Source organism: Janthinobacterium sp. BJB446, assembly GCF_002735655.1.
Classification (GTDB): Bacteria; Pseudomonadota; Gammaproteobacteria; order Burkholderiales; family Burkholderiaceae_D; genus Janthinobacterium; species Janthinobacterium lividum.
Genome location: NZ_PDZK01000007.1, coordinates 37,552 through 55,926 on the forward strand (window position 1 = coordinate 37,552; position 18,375 = coordinate 55,926).

Consider the following 18,375-nt stretch of genomic DNA (forward strand, 5'->3'; position numbering starts at 1 on the left):
CTCATACCGTTAAAACGGCAGTTGATGCCAGCGCATGAACACTTGCAAGCCCAGCGCGCCGAGGGCGAAGGCGCCCACGAAGTACACGATAAAGCTCAGCAATCGATTCGTCTGGCGTTGCTCAGCCAGCAAGGTTTTCATCAGTTCCACCTCGTTTTCGCGCGGCTCGCCGTGCACCGTCAAGGCCTGGTGCAGCAAGCGCGGCAGTTGCGGGAAAATGTGCGCATAACGGGGCGCTTCTGCGCGCAGGCGCTCCATGAAGCCTTGCGGCCCCACCTGGTTGCTCATCCATCTTTCCAGATACGGCTTGGCCGTTTGCCACAGGTCCAGTTCCGGGTCCAACTGGCGGCCCAGGCCTTCGATATTGAGCAGGGTCTTTTGCAGCAGCACCAGTTGCGGCTGCACTTCCACGTTGAAGCGGCGCGAGGTCTGGAACAGACGCAGCAGGACTTGTCCGAAAGAAATATCCTTCAGCGGACGGTCGAAGATCGGCTCGCAGCAGGCGCGCACGGCCGCTTCCAGCTCATCGACGCGCGTGTCTTTCGGCGCCCAGCCCGATTCGATATGCGCCTCGGCCACGCGCTTGTAATCGCGGCGGAAGAAAGCGAGGAAGTTTTGCGACAGATAATCCTTGTCGTAGTCGTTCAACGTTCCCACGATGCCGAAGTCGAGCGCGATATAGCGGCCGAACGATTCGGGCGCGATCGACACAAGAATATTCCCCGGGTGCATGTCCGCATGGAAAAAGCCGTCACGGAACACTTGCGTAAAGAAAATTTCCACGCCATCGCTGGAGAGCTTGCGCAAATCCACGCCGGCCGCCACCAGGCGCTCGGTCTGCGACACGGGAATCCCATACATGCGCTCCATGACGATGACACTGCTGGAACAGTAATCCCAGTGCATTTCCGGCACCAGCAACAATTCCGAGTTGGCGAAATTGCGGCGCAGCTGGCTGGCGTTGGCCGCCTCGCGCATCAGGTCCAGCTCGTCGTGCAGGTATTTGTCGAACTCGCCCACCACTTCCTTGGGTTTCAGGCGCTTGCTGTCGGCCCACAGGCGGCTGGTCCAGTCGGCGGCGATGTGCATCAGGGCCACGTCTTCGTCGATCAGCTTTTTCATGCCTGGACGCAAAACCTTCACGGCCACTTCGCGGCCATCTTTCAAGGTGGCGAAGTGCACCTGGGCAATCGAGGCGGACGCCACCGGTTCGCGCTCGAAGCTGGCAAACAGCTGATCCGGGTGCGCGCCGAGGGACTTGGTGATCTGCGCGATGGCCAGGTCGGAATCAAACGGCGGCACACGGTCTTGCAGGCGCGCCAGTTCTTCGGCGATGTCGAGCGGCATCAGGTCGCGCCGGGTCGACAGCACCTGGCCGAATTTGACGAAAATCGGACCCAGCTCTTCCAGCGCCAGGCGCAGGCGCAAGCCCCGTGGCGACGACAGGTCGCGCCAGAAAATCAGGGTGTCGATCAATTTGGCGGTGCGGGGAACTTGCAGACCAGAAATCGCTATCTCATCCAGACCGTACTTGATGGAAACACGGATGATTTTAAACAGGCGCAGGAATTTCAATATCATGTAGACAAATCCGGTGAGGAAGACTGCGGCTGGACGGCGGCGGCCGCCTTTTCCAGCCGGGCAAGGCGCTTGGCCAGGCGTTCGACGTCATCGCGCACGCGCGTCACGCCAGCGGAATACTCTTGCAAGGTAGAAGGACGGATCAGCATGGGCTGTTCGTCGAGAAAATATTCGGCCACGTTTTCCGCCAGTTTTTGCTGGCCCGTGCGCACAAAGGCGGCGGCATCCCTGGCACCGGCAACCAGGCGCGTGGCCAGCATGGGTCCCACGACCTTTTCCAGGTCGTGCTCCGCTTCCCAGCGCAAGCCCTTGCTCAATTGCGAAATCGCATTGGCAAACTCGGCATCGCCTTCGATCTTGACGTAGGAAAACGCCCGCTCGCGGTTTTGCAGGATCAGCGGCACATCGGACAATTTCACGCGGATGGTGACGTTGGCCGGCATGTCGGCCGGCGCCGCCTCCAGCATGCCTGCGCTGTCGACGCGCAGGCGCAAGGCCACGGCGCCCGTGTCGATACAGGCCAGCTTGCCAGCGTGCACGGCCAACTGCTGGCGCGCCCACGGCTCTTGCGCCAGCAAATGGTTAATTGTCGCGATGACGGGCGTCATCAGGGAGAGATCGGGAAGTGGTGCCATCTATATACAGCGCGCCAGGCGCGCCCCTAAAAAGAAAAAACCGCCCGTAAAACAACGTGGGCGGTTTCGATCTTACCAGTTCAGCAGGAAATATCTGTTAAGCATCATGCATTCCGCATGGACTTAAGCCATTATTCAGCAAGTTTTTACAATTAATTCAATTGCTGGATGCCTGCCAAGACCCAGCCGCTGTTGCCGCTGACGGGTTTCGACATATTCCATACTTCCGCGAACGGTTCCGCTGCCGCGCCAGGCGCCGAACGGATCAGGCCCGTAAACTTCACGCTTGCCAGGTAATCGTTGACGCTCGTCTCGATCCCCAGCAGTTCGGCATCGATGGTGACGACATCCGTAAAGTCCGGCTGCGCGCCCCGTTCCTGGATTTGCATGCGCAGTTCGGCATACACTTCCGGCGACGTGAATTCGCGGATATCGTTGACATCGGCCTTGTCCCAGGCCGCTTGCAAGCGAATGAAATTGCTTTTCGCGTGGCGCAGGAAGGCATCCTTGTCGAAGTCGCCTGGCACGCCCCATGGCGCGGCGGCCGGTGCCGGGACCGGGACCGGGACCGGCTTGTCCAGGCCTACGCCGGACGAGACAGGCTGCAGCGGCGGCAGCGGTGGAATGCGCGAACCGATGTCAGGCACGTTGCCGGCTGGCGCAGGCTGGTTGCCGCCAAAACCCGCGAACGGCGCATTGCCGCCAGCATTGTTGTCGCGCTTGCCACGCACCATGCGGTAGATGAAGAACGCCACGCCGGCCAGCAAGGCCACCATCAGCAGGGTGCTGATCATGCTGGCCAGGGCGCCGCCCAGGCCAAAATGCGACAGCAGCGCGCCCAGGCCCAAGCCCAGCAAGGCGCCGCCCAGCAAGCCTTTCCAGCGGCTCGGCGCCTTGGCGGCAGGGGCCGGCGCGGGGGCCGGCGCAGGTTGCGCCTGGCGTGGCGCGGCGGCCGGTGCCGGCGTTGGCGCCGGTGCGGGCGCCTGGCGGCCCACGTTTTGCGACTGGCGGCCAAACGAACGGCCACCGCCCATGGGACGGGCCAGCGCCTCGCCCAGCATGGATACCGTGGTCGCGGCCAGCATCATGCCGACCATAAATTTCTTCAATTTCATTCCATCTCCTAAAATCACCGGCTTGGTGAGTTACAGCTTGAATTACATCTTGATGCCGGTATGCAAAGCGGCAATGCCTGCCGTCAAATTGTAGTACTGCACGCGCTCCAGGCCCGCCGTTTCCATCATGGTCTTCAGCGTTTCCTGGTCCGGATGCATGCGGATCGATTCTGCCAGGTAGCGATAGCTTTCCGCGTCGCCGGCGATTTTCTGTCCAAACCACGGCAAGACCGAGAACGAATACAGGTCGTACGGCTTTTGCAGGGGTGCTGCCACCTTGGAAAACTCCAGCACCAGCAGCTTGCCGCCCGGTTTCAGCACGCGGCGCATTTCCGCCAGCGCCACATCCTTGTGCGTCATGTTGCGCAGGCCAAAGGCCACACTGACACGGTCGAAATAATTATCGGGGAATGGCAGCTTTTCCGCGTCACACAACATGGTGGGGGTGAGCAAGCCGCGATTCAAGAGGCGGTCGCGGCCCACGCGCAACATCGATTCATTGATATCGGTCAACCAGACTTCGCCGGTAGGGCCCGCCTGCTTGGCGAATGCCTTCGACAGGTCGCCCGTGCCGCCGGCGATGTCGAGCACCTTGAAACCGGGGCGCACGCCCGCATTGGCAATGGTAAACGTCTTCCACAGACGGTGCAGCCCGCCCGACATCAAGTCGTTCATCACGTCGTATTTGGCAGCGACGGAATGGAACACCTTGGCGACTTCGCGCACTTTGTCGTCTTCTGCAACTGTTTTGTATCCGAAATGGGTCGTATTGGTCATGGTAGGCAGTCTGTTTGAACTTGGGAGCATTATACAAGCGGCAGGCGCATTTCCCCCTGACGCCGGAGAAGGTATTGCCTTTCCACTGCATTCGAAGCCAGCATTGCCGCCCGGGCATACGCCGCCAGCGCCCCCGGCCGGTCGCCCTGGCGGCGCAGCAAGTCGGCCCGGGCCGCGTGCAGATAGTGCGAATTGGCAAGGCTGGGCACGGTTTCCAGCCGCGCCAGCCAGGCCAGGCCGTGTGCGGCACCGTGCGCCATGGCGCAGGCGATCACGGCATTGAGCAAGATCAATGGCTCCGGCTTGTGCCGCAGCAAGGCGCCGTACAGGGTGCTGATCTGGCGCCAGTCCGTCTGGCTGGCCGTGGGAACTTTGGCGTGCAAAGCGGCAATGGCTGCCTGCAGCTGATATGCCCCTGGCGCGCGCGCAAGCAAAGCCAGTTCCAGCAGCGCCAGTCCCTCGGCAATCAGGGCGTCATCCCACAGACGCCGGTCCTGCTCTTCCAGGGTCAGCAAATGCCCCTCGGGCGACAGGCGGGCCGGACCGCGCGACGCCTGCAGCAGCATCAGGGCCAATAGCCCCTGCACTTCCGGCTGGCCGGGCTGCAGGCTGTCAAGCAGCCGCCCCAGGCGCAGCGCCTCCGCGCACAGGTCGGCGCGCAGCAGGGTGTCGCCGCCGCTGGCGCAATAACCCTCGCTGAACACCAGATAAATCACGTGCAGCACTTGCGCCAGCCGTTGCTGCAATTCTTGCTCAGGTGGCAACTCGAAAGGAATGCGCGCTTCGGCGATCTTGCGCCTGGCGCGCAATAAGCGCTGCGACAGGGCCGCTTCCGCCACGCCGAAGGCGCGCCCGATCTCGGCCGTGGACAAGCCACACAGAGTGCGCAGGGCCAGCGCCACCTGCGCCTCGGGTGCCAGCGCGGGATGGCAGCAGATGAACAGCAGGCGCAGGCGGTCGTCCCCGATGGCGTGCGCTTCTTCAATCACGGCCGCCGGCAGGCAGGACAGCACGGCTTCGGCCTCGCTGACGCTCTTGCCTGCCCGGCGCACGTGATCGAGGCCCGCATTGCGCGCCACGGCACTGAGCCAGGCGGCGGGATTATCGGGGATGCCCGTCCGCGGCCACAGTTCCAGCGCCTTGCGGCACGCTTCCTGCAACACATCTTCCGCCAGACCCAGGTCGCCGAAGCGCCGCATCAGGCCGGCCAGCACCCGGCCCTTTTCCCGGCGAAAGACGTGCTCGACGGCCGCAATGGCGTCGCCGGCCATGTTTATGCCGTGACAGGCCGCACTTCGATGGTGCCCAGGGAGGCGGCCGGACAGCGCCCGGCCCAGGCCAGCGCCTCGTCCAGGTGGGCGCAATCCAGCAGATAATAGCCGCCCAGCTGCTCCTTGGTTTCCGCGAACGGCCCATCCGTGATGACAGGCTTGCCGTTTTGCACACGCACGCTGGTGGCGCTGCGCACGGGCGCCAGTTCCGCGCCCCCCCGCAGCACGCCGGCGGCCTCCAGGTCTTGCGTATAGCTGGCAAAGTCGGCCATCAGGCTGGCCATCTGGCCCTCCTCCATGGCTTCATAGCGCGCCTCGTCGGCGTAGATCAGGATCATGTATTCCATAGTCTCTTCTCCAAAAGAAAAATGCCCGCAAGCGCGGGCATTCATACGACGAATGGATATGCGGCAATCCGACAAGCTTACCGCATTATTTTTTTGATTTAGTGTTTGTGCCCGCAGCTGGGTCCATGGACGTGTCCGGAAGATTGCTTGACCGTCATGTCGGCCTTGGCGTCGCGGCCGCTGTCGCCCGGATAGCCGGCTGCCGTCAGGCGGTCCAGATAATCCTGCCACAGGGTCGCCTGCTCCGCGCCCAGCTTGTACAGATAAGCCCAGGTGTACAGGCCGGAATTGTGGCCATCGCTGAAGGTGGGCTGCACGGCGTAGTTGCCGACCGGCTCCAGGCCCGTGATGCCGACCAGGCGTTTTCCTAATTGCAAGGTTTCCTGGCCCTTGCCATGGCCTTGCACTTCGGCCGATGGCGAGTACACGCGCAGGTATTCGAACGGCAGCGCAAATTCGCTGCCATCATCGAAAGCCACGTCGAGCACGCGCGACTGGTTATGCACGGTCAAGCCGGTGGGTTGGGGCGTTGCTACTTTTTCAGTCATGACAATACTTTATGCGGATAAACGTTGAATGATGGCGTCGCGCAAGGCCGGCAACAGGGCGCGGCGCGCGGCCAGCACCTCGGGCGCCGTCTCGCGCTGGATCACCGCCCAGCTGGGATTCGGAAAATGCGCGTCGTCGCGGTAGCGGGGAATCACATGCCAATGCACGTGCGGCGTCATGTTGCCAAAACTGGCCACGTTGACCTTTTCCGGCTGCATCACTTCCCGCACGGCCAGTTCGACTTGCCACACGACTTCCATCACATAGTTGCGCTCACCGGGCGTCAGGTCCGTCATTTCCTTGACGTGCTTGTTCCAGATCACGCGGCAAAAGCCGGGATAGGCGGCGTCATCAACCGCCACCACGGACAGGCGCTCGCTGCGCCATAGCAAGGCTTCACAGCCCTGCTTGTTGGCAAAGCCGTCGAGCAGTGTGCACAGATCGCAGGTCACACCAACACCCGTTCAATGCCGCCGTCATTGGCGCGTTTCACGTAATCCGGCATCCAGTTCTCTCCCAGCAAATGTTTGGCGATCTCGACGACGATGTAGTCGGCCGTCGTGCCCGAATCGTCATTGTAGCGCGACAAGCCTTGCAGGCACGACGGGCAGCTGGTGAGGATCTTCACGTCACCCGTGAAACCGTCGCCGCGCAGCTTGTCGGCGCCCTTGACCATCTCTTCTTCCTTGCGGAAACGCACTTGCGTGGAAATGTCGGGGCGCGTGACGGCCAGGGAACCCGATTCGCCGCAGCAACGGTCATTCTTCTCGATCTTCACGTTATCCACCGTGCTGATCAGGGAATTGATGGTCTTGCCCGATTCCTGCAGCTTCATCGGATTGTGGCATGGCTCGTGGTACATATAACGGGTGCCGTTGACGCCTTCCAGCTTGACGTTTTTCTCCAGCAGATACTCATGGATATCCATGATGCGGCAGCCAGGGAAAATCTTTTCAAACTGGTACGTGGCCAGCTGGTCGTAACAGGTGCCGCACGAGACGAGCACCGTCTTGATGTCCAGGTAATTGAGCGTGTTGGCCATGCGGTGGAACAGGACGCGGTTATCCGTCATCATCTTCTCGGCCTTGTCGAACTCGCCCGCGCCCCGCTGCGGATAACCGCAGCACAGGTAGCCCGGCGGCAAGACCGTCTGCACGCCCACTTCCCACAGCATCGCCTGCGTGGCCAGGCCCACTTGCGAGAACAAACGTTCCGAACCGCAACCAGGGAAGTAGAACACGGCTTCCGTATCGGCCGTCGTCGTCTTCGGATTGCGGATGATCGGGATGACCTTGTCGTCTTCGATGTCGAGCAGCGCGCGCGCCGATTTCTTCGGCAGGTTGCCCGGCATCTTTTTATTGATGAAGTGAATCACCTGCGCCTTGACGGGCGGCTTGCCCGTCGATGGCGGCGGCGCCTTGGTTTGCTTCTTGGCAAACTTCTTCAGCAAGTCATGGCCCAGGCGCTGCGCCTTGTAACCCCAGCCGATCATGACCTTGCGCGTGGCGTTGATGGTCACGGGATCGGTGGCGTTGAGGAACATCATCGTTGCCTTGGTGCCCGGATTAAAGCTCTTCTTGTCCATCTTGCGCAGCAAGTTGCGCATGTTCATCGACACGTCGCCGAAATCGATATTCACGGGGCAAGGCGTGACGCACTTATGGCAGACCGTGCAATGGTCGGCCACGTCTTCGAACTCTTCCCAATGCTTGATGGAGATACCGCGGCGCGTCTGCTCTTCGTACAGGAACGCTTCGATCAGGGACGAGGTCGCCAAGATCTTGTCGCGCGGCGAGTACAGCAAATTGGCGCGCGGCACGTGGGTCGAGCACACGGGCTTGCACTTGCCGCAACGCAAGCAATCCTTGACGCTGTCGGCGATGGCGCCGATATCGCTTTGCTGCATGATCAAGGACTCATGCCCCATCAGGCCGAACGATGGCGTGTAGGCATTGCGCAAGTCGGCGCCCATGCCCGGCAGGTTCAGCAATTTTCCCTTGTTGAAACGGCCTTCCGGATCGATGCGCTGCTTGTAGCTGCGGAACTCGCCGATCTCTTCTTCCGTCAAGAATTCCAGCTTGGTAATGCCGATACCGTGTTCGCCGGAAATGACGCCATTGAGCGAGCGGGCCAAAATCATGATGCGGCCCACGGCTTCATGGGCGTCCTGCAGCATTTCGTAATTGTCCGAGTTGACGGGCAAGTTCGTGTGCACGTTGCCATCGCCCGCATGCATGTGCAGCGCGACAAAGACGCGCGAACGCAGGATGCGCGCGTGGATGGCGGTGGCCTCGTCGAGGATCAGCTTGAATGCGGCGCCGTTGAAGATCTGGCGCAACTGGGCGCGGATTTCCTGCTTCCAGGTGATGCGCACGGTGCGGTCCTGCACCACGTCGAACAGGGTGGCGTCAGGCTGCGTTTCCAGGCGCGCATCGAACACGGGCAGCAAGCGTTCCATGCCCAGTTCGGCCAATTCACCCTTCACGTCCGCCAGCGGACGGTCCAGCTGGGCCAGCAGATAGGTCCAGCGGCTCGTCACTTGCGCCAGCAACTGCTGGGCCTGCTCGGCGCGGTCGCCCAGCATTTCCGCATCGTCGACCCGGTCGTCCGATGCATCGTCGCTCTTGCCTACTGGCAAATTACCCTTGCCAAAGAATTCGCTCAGGGCGTCCGCCAGTTGCAGCTTGTTCTTGATCGACAGCTCGATATTGATGCGCTCGATGCCATCCGTGTATTCGCCCATGCGATTGAGCGGAATCACCACGTCTTCATTGATCTTGAACGCATTCGTGTGCTTGGCAATCGCCGCCGTACGGGCACGGTCGAGCCAGAATTTCTTGCGCGCTTCCGGGCTGACGGCAACAAAACCTTCGCCCACGCGGGTGTTGGCGATGCGCACCACTTCCGACGCCGCTTGCGCGACGGCGTTTTCATCGTCGCCGACGATGTCGCCAAACAGGGCCATCTTCGGCAGTACGCCCCGCTTCGACTTGGTGGCGTAGCCGACGGCGCGCAGGTAGCGCTCGTCCAGGTGCTCCAGGCCCGCCAGGCGGATGGTCGTGTATTGCTCGCCTTTCGACGGCAAGCCATCGAGGTAATCCTTGATCTCCACGATCGACGGGATCGCGTCGCGCGCCTGGCCAAAGAATTCCAGGCAGACGGTGCGGGCGAACTTCGGCATCTTGTGCAGAATCCAGCGCGCCGACGTGATCAGGCCGTCGCAGCCTTCTTTCTGGATGCCCGGCAAGCCGGCGAGGAATTTGTCCGTCACGTCCTTGCCCAGGCCCTCTTTACGGAACTTGCGGCCAGGAATTTCCAGGATTTCCGTCTTGAACGGTGCGTTCGGCTTCGTCGCGTCGCGCGTGCTCGGGTGGCGCCATTCCAATTGGAAACGTGCCAGCGCGATATCGTGGATCTTGCCCAGGTTATGGTCGAGACGGGTAACGTCGAGCCAGTCGCCGTTCGGGTCGACCATGCGCCACGAAGCCAGGTTGTCCAGCGCCGTGCCCCACAGCACGGCTTTCTTGCCGCCCGCATTCATGGCGACGTTGCCGCCGATGCAAGAGGCGTGCGCCGAGGTCGGGTCGACGGCAAACACGAAACCGGCCTTCTCGGCCGCTTCCGACACTTTATTCGTGATCACGCCCGCGCCCGAATTGATCGTCGCGTATTCGTGCGTGAGGCCCGGCAAGACCGTCATTTCCACAGCGCCCAGGGTAATGAGTTTTTCCGTGTTGATGACGGCCGACATCGGCGTCAATGGAATCGCGCCGCCCGTGTAGCCGGTGCCGCCGCCGCGCGGGATGATGGTCAGTCCCAGCTCGATACAGCCCTTCACCAGGCCGGCCATTTCCTCTTCCGTGTCGGGCGTCAGGACGACGAACGGGTATTCCACACGCCAGTCGGTGGCGTCCGTCACGTGCGACACGCGCGTCATGCCGTCGAAGCGCACATTGTGTTTTTCCGTGTAGCGGCCCAGCACCTTGACCGTACGCTTGCGCAAGTCGTAGGTCTTGCGGAATTCGTCGCCAAAGTCGGCCACGGCCTTGCTGGCCGCTTTCAGCAGCAACTCCACATTGGCGCTACGCGCCTTGGCAACTTCGGGCGATTCGCCACTGGCGGCCACGTCGCCGCCGGCCGCATCGATGGACAGGCGGCGCTTGTCGACTTCGGCCAGGCGGTGATGCAAGGCATCGATCAAGCCCTGGCGGCGCTTCGGGTTGTCGAGCAAGTCATCTTGCAGATACGGATTGCGGCGCACGACCCAGATATCGCCCAGCACCTCGTACAGCATGCGGGCCGAACGGCCTGTCTGACGGGCGCCGCGCAGCTCGTCGAGCAGGCGCCAGGAGTCCTCCCCCAACAGGCGTATGACGATCTCGCGATCGGAAAACGACGTGTAGTTATACGGGATTTCGCGCAGGCGGCTTGCTGCGGGACCATTCGGCGTTTCTGCCAGTAAAGCTTGGATATGTGCGGGAGCGTTCATGGAGTGTGGTGACGATGTGGACTGGACCCTAAAGGCCCATTTTATCTTATTGCGCCGCACCATGCCGGAACAGCCTTAGGCCGCCTAAGGTTTAAACACCCCATCCGCCACCATAGCAAATACGGAAAAGCCTTCTTTTGCATGAATAAAAAATCAGTCTTGGTGATTTTTTGACGCAAAAATGCCAAGAATCGGACTCTACTGCAAACTATCGAACTGCCCAAAAATGGGGCAAACTGGCGTTGCATTACGCCCGTTTGCCTGCCGTTTACGCCAGCATTTGTCCAATCCTGTGCCATACGCCATCGGGCACGTACAGCAGCAAGCCCGTCATGGTCAGGTAGCGCGCACACTTGCCGACGGCCATGTAGGCAACGCTGGGCCAGAACGGCAGCTTGAGCCAGCCGGCCAGCGTGCACAGGGGGTCGCCCACGAGCGGCAGCCAGGCCAGCAGCATGGTCTTGGCCCCATAGCGGGCCAGCCAGCGGAACCAGCGCGTGTCGCGCTCCTTGGCAAACGCCTGCTTGGCCCGGTAGCCCATCCAGTAGTCGACTATACCGCCCAAAGTATTGCCCAGGGTGGCGACGCCGATGGCGGCCCAGAACAGCGCGGGATTGGCCTTGATGACGGCAAAGACGGCCGGTTCCGAGCCGAGCGGCAACAAGGTGGCGGAAATAAAGCTGATCAGAAAGACCGATGTCAGCCCGACTTCCGGCGCTGCGATCAGTTGCAGCAGCCAGGCGATTGCGGATTCGATCATGGAACACTTCGCGATGCAGTAAGGCTCTCCATTATAATGAAGAGCAGCTTGCGCGCCGCACAATCCGCGCCGGCCGGCAAAGGCCTACCCGCCCGCAGTTCCATAGAGCATTATTGTCGCCAGGCTATCCGCCGCCGCGCCGCCGCTATCGCCCGACACGTTCCAGACCCTTTCTGGCCCAGAATCACTTGCTTGCAGACTATGAACATCGACTACCTCAAGAAAATCCTGACCGCCCGCGTCTATGACGTCGCTACCGAAACGCCACTGGAACTGGCCCCTGCCCTGTCGCAGCGCCTGAACAACCAGATTTACTTCAAGCGCGAAGACATGCAAAGCGTGTTCAGCTTCAAGATTCGTGGCGCCTACAACAAGATGTCCAAGCTGAGCGAAGCGGAACGCAAGCGCGGCGTGATTTGCGCCTCGGCCGGCAACCATGCCCAGGGCGTGGCCCTGTCGGCCGCGCGCATGGGTTGCCGTGCCGTCATCGTCATGCCGACCACCACGCCGCTGGTCAAGGTCGAGGCAGTCAAGGGCCGCGGCGGCGTGAACGTGGAAGTGGTGCTGCACGGCGAGTCGTACACGGATGCCTACAACCACGCGCTGACCCTGGAAAAGGAACAGAAGCTGACCTTCGTGCACCCGTTCGACGATCCGGACGTGATCGCCGGCCAGGGCACGATCGGCATGGAAATCCTGCGCCAGCACGCCGGCCCCATCCACGCCATCTTCGCGCCCATCGGTGGCGGCGGCTTGATCGCCGGCATTGCCGCCTACGTGAAACAGATTCGTCCCGACATCAAGATCATCGGCGTGCAAAGCGTCGATTCGAACGCCATGGCCCGCTCGCTGAAAGCGGGCGAGCGCGTGACCCTGAACGATGTGGGCCTGTTTGCCGACGGCACGGCCGTGCGCCTGGCCGGCGAGGAAACTTTCCGCCTGGTGCAGGCGTATGTCGATGAAATCATCACCGTCGACACGGACGCCATCTGCGCCGCCATCAAGGATGTGTTTACGGATACGCGCAGCATTCTGGAACCGTCCGGCGCGCTGGCCATCGCCGGTGCCAAGGCCTATGTGGAACGGGCCAGCCTGACCAAGCATCCCGTCAACAATGAAACGCTGGTCACCATCGCCAGCGGCGCGAACATGAATTTCGACCGTTTGCGCTTCGTCGCGGAACGGGCCGAACTGGGCGAATTCCGCGAAGCCGTGTTTGCCGTCACCATGCGCGAACAGCGGGGCAGTTTCAAACGTTTCTGCTCGCTCATCGGCGCGCGCAACGTGACGGAATTTAATTACCGCATCAGCGATGAAAAAGCCGCGCACGTGTTCGTCGGCATTCAAATTGCCGACCGGCATGAATCGAGCGTGCTGGCAAAGACCTTCGAGGAACACGAATTCAAGACGCTGGACCTGACCCACGACGAGCTGGCCAAGTCGCACATCCGCCACCTGGTGGGCGGCAAGAGCCGGCTGGCGCAGGACGAGCTGCTGTACCGCTTCGAGTTCCCCGAGCGCCCGGGCGCGCTGATGCGCTTCCTCGACAGCATGGCGCCGAACTGGAATATTTCACTTTGCCATTACCGTAGCCAGGGCGGCGACGTGGGCCGCATCCTGATCGGCTTGCAAGTACCTCCCGATGAAATGGGAGAGTTCGCCCGCTTCCTCGATACTCTGGGGTACCGTTACTGGGATGAAAGCAGCAATCCCGTCTATAAGCTGTTCCTGGGTTAAGCATCACCTCCCGGCGGCGGCTACTCGTCGTCGGGAGAATTAGGCTACCATGCGTCCTTGACTGAATTCACGCCACACGACCATGACCACCACCAACGACCTCGCCGAACAATCCCCCCTGGGCAAAAGCTCCGCCTACCGCACCGACTACGCGCCGGAATTGCTGTTTCCCATTCCGCGCCAGGGCAAGCGCGACGAGCTGGAATTGCACGGCACCTTGCCGTTTTTCGGCCTCGATATCTGGAATGCGTATGAACTGTCGTGGCTGAACCAGCGCGGCAAGCCGCAGGTGGCCATCGCCAAGGTCAGCGCGCCGGCCGATTCGCCGAACATCATCGAGTCGAAATCGTTCAAGCTGTACCTGAACTCCTTCAACCAGACCAAACTGGACAGCCCGGATGCGCTGGTGGCCTTGCTCAAGCAGGATTTATCGAACGGTTTCGGCGCGCCCGTGCAAGTGGAACTGACTTTACAGGAAGATTTCGGCAAGCTGAAAATGGGCGAATTCGATGGCGTACTGCTGGACCGCCTGGACCTGGAAATCACGCAATACACGCCCTCGCCGCTGCTGCTGAAGGCAGCGCTGGACGAAGCGCCCGTGGAAGAAAAACTCGTCTCGCACTTGCTCAAATCGAATTGCCTGGTGACGGGCCAGCCCGACTGGGGCAGCGTGCAGATCGAGTATGCGGGACCGCAGATCGACCAGGAAAGCCTGTTGCGTTACCTGATCGGTTTCCGCGAGCACAATGAATTCCACGAACAATGCGTGGAACGCATCTTTGTCGATATCCTGCGTCAGTGCAAGCCGCAAAAACTGTCCGTGTATGCACGCTATACGCGCCGCGGCGGCCTCGATATCAATCCTTGGCGCAGCAACTTCAGCACGGGAGCGATGCCGGGCAATCTGCGCAACGCCCGTCAGTAACATTAGGCAACACCGCGCAACACCATGAAACCATGCCAACAGGAATGTTGGCTGTGTTTTAAAACAACGTTGCAGTAGTGCCGCAGAGCATGTCAAAGACGCTGAAAAATCGGAAAATCGGCATTCGGCGGCGGAAAAACCGGCGCGCCGCGTGTTTTTAATCAAGAAATAGCCGATACACGCCGATGTTATTTTTTTGCTAAAATGATGGTGACATGGGCTGTAGCGCCCACTGCGCCCGCAGCGGGCGTATACTGTTGAGAATTGGCGTTACAGGCCGCGGAAACAGGCCTATAATTCGGCTCGCAAGCCCTCTGCGCATTGCACCATTTCATTGAGTGTCATGACTAATCTTAGCAAAATACTATCCCTCGAAAACGTCCTGCTGGACCTGGAAGTCTCCAGTAAAAAACGTGCCTTCGAGCAAGCCGGCCTGATCTTCGAAAACAATTACGGCATCGCCCGCTCTACCGTCTCGGACAATCTGTTTGCCCGCGAACGCCTGGGCTCGACTGGTCTGGGCCATGGCGTAGCCGTGCCGCATGGCAGGGTCAAGGGCAGCAAAACCTTGAAATCGCCGCTGGGCGCCTTCGTCCGCCTGGCCGAGCCGATTCCGTTCGAGTCGCCCGATGGCAAGCCTGTCAATCTGCTGTTTTTCCTGCTGATTCCCGATCATGTCACCCAGCAACATCTGGAAATCCTGTCGGAAATCGCTGAAATGTTTTCCGATGACGCCTTCCGCACGGCACTGGCCACGGATCCGGAACCGAAATCCGTACATTCGCGCATCGTCAATTGGCAACCTAGTCTGCAAGCGGCGGGTTAAACTTCAGGTATTCCTCCACTCCTGAAGAAGAAGACTGCCATGTTGCAAACGCCACTGACGATACAACGCCTGTACGACGACAATCGTGAAAGTCTGCAACTGGGCTGGTTCGCCGGCTTCCCCGGCGGCGAGCGCCTGATCTCGGGCGATGTCTCGTCGGCCGCCGACCAGGTGGGCCACTTGAACCTGATCCATCCGGGCCGCATCCAGGTCTTCGGCCACCAGGAAATCAATTACTACCAGCGCCTGAAGGTCAACACGCGCACCCACGTGATCGGCGAGCTGATCGCCGGCGGTCCGCCCGCGCTGATCATCGCGCAAGGGCTGGAAACGCCGCCCGACATCCTCGCCATCTGCGACGAGCAAAATATCCCCCTGTTCTCCACCCCGCTGCCGGCCGCGCAAGTGATCGACTTCCTGCGCGTCTACCTGTCTAAAAAGCTGGCGCAACGCATCATCATGCATGGCGTGTTCATGGACGTGCTGGGCGTGGGCGTGCTGATCACGGGCGATTCGGGCCTGGGCAAGAGCGAGCTGGGGCTGGAACTGATTTCGCGCAGCCACGGCCTGGTGGCCGATGACGCCGTCGAATTCTCGCGCATCGCGCCCAACATGATCGAAGGCCGCTGCCCGCCTTTGCTGCAAAACCTGCTGGAAGTGCGGGGCCTGGGCTTGCTCGATATCAAGGCCATCTTTGGCGAAACGGCCGTGCGCCGCAAGATGCGCCTGAAACTGATCGTGCATCTGGTGCGCCGCAACGCGCTGGAAGAGGAAGTCGAGCGCCTGCCTTTCCTGTTCCCCACGGAAGACGTGCTGGGTTTGCCCGTGCGCAAGGTCGTCATCCCCGTCGCCGCCGGCCGCAACATCGCCGTACTGCTGGAAGCGGCCGTGCGCAACACGATTTTGCAACTGCGCGGCATCGATACCTTGCAGGAGTTCATGGAGCGGCAACGACTCGCCATGAGTGGCGATTAATGTTGCCAAGGAGTTCGCCCTTGCAAGGGCGAACCGTTACGCAGGCACGCAGCTGTGCTGCGTGAATTCCCTGCTGCACCAACGACTCGCCATGAGTGGCGATTAGCAAGTAGGTCGGATTAGCGCGGCAACGCCGTGCGTAATCCGACGACATTGTTGGCCCATGCCGCGGTGTCGGCTTACGCGCGACGCGCTAAGCCGACCTACGGTCGTGACGAGAGCGCCCTGCCAATCCCGGCAATATCACATTCCAAATTGCAATAATTTGTAAAGATAATTGCCTTGGAAGCAGAGCGCCGATCTTTATTGTATGATCGGCGTATGCATATCGTCCTTATCACCGGAATATCCGGCTCCGGTAAATCCGTTGCGCTCAATGTGCTGGAAGATACCGGCTACTATTGTGTCGACAACCTGCCGCCGGCCTTGCTGCCCAGCCTGGTGCAGACCCTGCTCGACGAAGGTACACCGCAACTGGCCGTCGCCGTCGATGCGCGCAGCGCCGAGTCGCTGACCAGCCTGCCGCACAATGTGGCCCTGCTGCGCGACCAGGGGCATGACGTCAAGGTCATGTTCTTGACGGCCACCACGCATTCGCTGGTGGCGCGCTTCTCGGAAACGCGGCGCAGCCATCCGCTGTCGCACGAATTGCGTCCGAACCAGAATCCGGCCAGTCGCCGCACGCTGATCGAGTGCATCTCGGAAGAACGCGAACGCCTGTCAGCCATCGAACAGCTGGGCCATGTGATCGACACGTCGGAACTGAGCGCCAACAAGCTGCGCGCCTGGATCAAGGATATCGTCGCCTCCGAACGCGCGCCGCTGACCCTGTTCTTCGAATCGTTCGCCTTCAAGCTGGGCGTGCCGCTGGACGCCGATTTCGTCTTCGACGTGCGGGCCTTGCCGAATCCCTATTACGACCTGGCGCTGCGCCCGCTCGACGGCCGCGATGCGCCCGTGATCGCCTTCCTCGACGCGCAGCCGAGCGCGCTGGAACTGCTGGCCGACATCCGCGCCTTCATCGAGAAATGGTTGCCGTCATTCAAGTCCGACAACCGCAGCTACCTGACGGTGGCCCTGGGCTGCACGGGCGGCCAGCACCGCTCCGTGTACATGGCGGAGCGGCTGGCGCAGTATTTCGGCCCGAATGAACGCGTCGTCCTGCGCCACCGCGAACGCAGCTAATTAGTCGAGGTGGCGCAGCGGATGCGCCGCGGCTGGCCAGACGGGGGCAAAGAAGCGCGCCACCATGGCCGCATCGACGTCGTCCAGGTTGGCAGGGTTCCAGCGCGGTGCATTGTCCTTGTCGACCACCAGCGCGCGCACGCCCTCGAGCACTTCGCCATGTTCAAAATTGTGGCGCACCACCGTGCGCTCCATGCGCAGGCAATCGGCCACGCCCAGGTGGGCGCCCCGCTGCAGCAATTCCAGGGTCACCGACATCATCAAGGGCGAACGCTGGCGCATGGCCGCCAGCGCCTTGGCCGCGAACGCGCTGTCATCCTGCGCCAGCGAGGCCATGATGGCGGCCACGGAAGGGGCGCCGAAATGGCGGTCCAGCGCCGCGCGCGCCGTGGCCAGGGGAGACACCCCCGCCTCGGCCTGGAAAGGCGCCGCCAGCGCCTTGATGGCCACCGGCAAGGCCTCGCCCCGCGTCGATTCGAACAGGTCCAGCAGCGCCCCCATCTGCGCCTCAGGCACGTAGACATCGGCCAGCCCCGTGTACAGGGCATCGGCCGCGTTGATCGTCAAGCCCGTCAAGCCCAGGTACAGGCCCAGCTGGCCGGCCAGGCGGGATAGAAAATAACTGCCGCCCACGTCCGGAAACAAGCCGATATTGACTTCCGGCATGGCCATGCGCGTGCGGCCCGTCACGATGCGCAGGCGGTTGCCCGGCCCGGCTTGCGCCACGCCCATGCCGCCGCCCATCACCACGCCATCCATCACGGCAATATACGGTTTTGGGTAGAAATGAATTAAATGATTTAAAGCATATTCTTCCGTAAAGAAATCCTCCAGCAAGGCACTGCCGCCTTGCGGCGTGGCCAGGCCCGCATCGTAAAAGAAACGGATGTCGCCGCCGGCGCACAGGGCCTTTTCACTGCTGGAGCGGATCACCACGGCGTCCACCTGCGGATCGTCGCGCCAGGCCAGCAGGGCCGCACTCAGGGCGCGCACCATCTCCAGCGACAGGGAATTCAAGGCTTTCGGACGGTCGAGCACGATATGGCCCGTGCGGTTGCGGATGGAAGTCTGGACGAAGTCGCTCATGGCAGGCAGGAAGAAGTGAAAGTGCAAACATTTTAGCCCCTGCGCGGCGAACATTGCGCTCAAAAGGTCCAGGCGCAAAAAAGGGCGCAAGATGTGCGCCCTTAGTTGATCACAACT

Annotated in this window: 16 protein-coding genes; 5 read left to right on the top strand and 11 right to left on the bottom strand. The window is 61.3% G+C overall.

Annotated elements, in window-relative coordinates:
* Positions 1-9 precede the first annotated feature (9 nt).
* The 10 genes from ubiB to CSQ92_RS26550 form a co-directional block, all read right to left on the bottom strand.
* Positions 10-1,581, bottom strand: coding sequence for a ubiquinone biosynthesis regulatory protein kinase UbiB (gene ubiB, locus CSQ92_RS26505; protein ID WP_034778413.1), 1,572 nt, complete (start codon positions 1,579-1,581; stop codon positions 10-12).
* The gene (locus CSQ92_RS26510) at positions 1,578-2,216 is read right to left on the bottom strand and encodes a ubiquinone biosynthesis accessory factor UbiJ (protein WP_070257694.1); all 639 of its coding nucleotides are present in this window, start codon (positions 2,214-2,216) and stop codon (positions 1,578-1,580) included. The genes ubiB and CSQ92_RS26510 overlap by 4 nt, the downstream gene beginning before the upstream one ends.
* A gap of 152 nt (positions 2,217-2,368) precedes the next feature.
* Entirely contained in the window at positions 2,369-3,331 is a 963-nt protein-coding gene (locus tag CSQ92_RS26515; RefSeq protein ID WP_099395833.1) for a Tim44 domain-containing protein, read from the bottom strand.
* 42 nt (positions 3,332-3,373) lie between these two features.
* Entirely contained in the window at positions 3,374-4,108 is a 735-nt protein-coding gene (ubiE, locus tag CSQ92_RS26520) for a bifunctional demethylmenaquinone methyltransferase/2-methoxy-6-polyprenyl-1,4-benzoquinol methylase UbiE (RefSeq protein WP_034778407.1), read from the bottom strand.
* A 29-nt stretch (positions 4,109-4,137) separates the two neighbouring features.
* Positions 4,138-5,379 (bottom strand): RNA polymerase sigma factor, encoded by a 1,242-nt coding sequence (locus CSQ92_RS26525; protein ID WP_099395834.1) that lies wholly within the window; start codon positions 5,377-5,379, stop codon positions 4,138-4,140.
* A gap of 2 nt (positions 5,380-5,381) precedes the next feature.
* Positions 5,382-5,726: a YciI family protein gene (locus tag CSQ92_RS26530; RefSeq protein WP_034778403.1), complete on the bottom strand. Its 345-nt coding sequence runs from the start codon at positions 5,724-5,726 to the stop codon at positions 5,382-5,384.
* Between the two features lie 98 nt (positions 5,727-5,824).
* A complete protein-coding gene (locus tag CSQ92_RS26535; protein ID WP_034778401.1) occupies positions 5,825-6,274 on the bottom strand; it encodes a gamma-butyrobetaine hydroxylase-like domain-containing protein in 450 nt (149 codons plus the stop codon).
* Between the two features lie 9 nt (positions 6,275-6,283).
* Positions 6,284-6,727, bottom strand: a complete 444-nt coding sequence (locus tag CSQ92_RS26540) for an HIT family protein (protein WP_070278972.1) — start codon at positions 6,725-6,727, stop codon at positions 6,284-6,286.
* Positions 6,724-10,764, bottom strand: coding sequence for a DUF3683 domain-containing protein (locus tag CSQ92_RS26545; protein WP_099395835.1), 4,041 nt, complete (start codon positions 10,762-10,764; stop codon positions 6,724-6,726). The genes CSQ92_RS26540 and CSQ92_RS26545 overlap by 4 nt, the downstream gene beginning before the upstream one ends.
* Positions 10,765-11,032: 268 nt before the next feature.
* Entirely contained in the window at positions 11,033-11,524 is a 492-nt protein-coding gene (locus tag CSQ92_RS26550; RefSeq protein WP_034778395.1) for a YqaA family protein, read from the bottom strand.
* A 201-nt stretch (positions 11,525-11,725) separates the two neighbouring features.
* On the opposite strand from CSQ92_RS26550, the gene ilvA reads away from it, so the two are divergent.
* The 5 genes from ilvA to rapZ all read left to right on the top strand — a co-directional run bounded on the left by ilvA (position 11,726) and on the right by rapZ (position 17,172).
* Positions 11,726-13,261 carry a threonine ammonia-lyase, biosynthetic gene (gene ilvA / locus CSQ92_RS26555; RefSeq protein ID WP_034753344.1) on the top strand — a complete coding sequence of 512 codons (1,536 nt, stop codon included), beginning with the start codon at positions 11,726-11,728 and terminating at the stop codon, positions 13,259-13,261.
* 82 nt (positions 13,262-13,343) lie between these two features.
* Positions 13,344-14,186, top strand: coding sequence for an NADPH-dependent 7-cyano-7-deazaguanine reductase QueF (queF, locus tag CSQ92_RS26560; protein WP_070278970.1), 843 nt, complete (start codon positions 13,344-13,346; stop codon positions 14,184-14,186).
* Between the two features lie 343 nt (positions 14,187-14,529).
* Positions 14,530-15,012, top strand: coding sequence for a PTS sugar transporter subunit IIA (locus tag CSQ92_RS26565; protein ID WP_034753339.1), 483 nt, complete (start codon positions 14,530-14,532; stop codon positions 15,010-15,012).
* Between the two features lie 39 nt (positions 15,013-15,051).
* Entirely contained in the window at positions 15,052-15,987 is a 936-nt protein-coding gene (gene hprK / locus CSQ92_RS26570; RefSeq protein ID WP_034753337.1) for an HPr(Ser) kinase/phosphatase, read from the top strand.
* A gap of 321 nt (positions 15,988-16,308) precedes the next feature.
* On the top strand, positions 16,309-17,172 hold the full coding sequence (gene rapZ, locus CSQ92_RS26575; protein ID WP_035824128.1) for an RNase adapter RapZ: 864 nt from the start codon (positions 16,309-16,311) through the stop codon (positions 17,170-17,172).
* Here the strand turns inward: rapZ and CSQ92_RS26580 are convergent, their stop codons facing one another.
* On the bottom strand, positions 17,173-18,258 hold the full coding sequence (locus CSQ92_RS26580; protein WP_099395879.1) for an enoyl-CoA hydratase/isomerase family protein: 1,086 nt from the start codon (positions 18,256-18,258) through the stop codon (positions 17,173-17,175).
* Between the last annotated feature and the right edge of the window lie 117 nt (positions 18,259-18,375).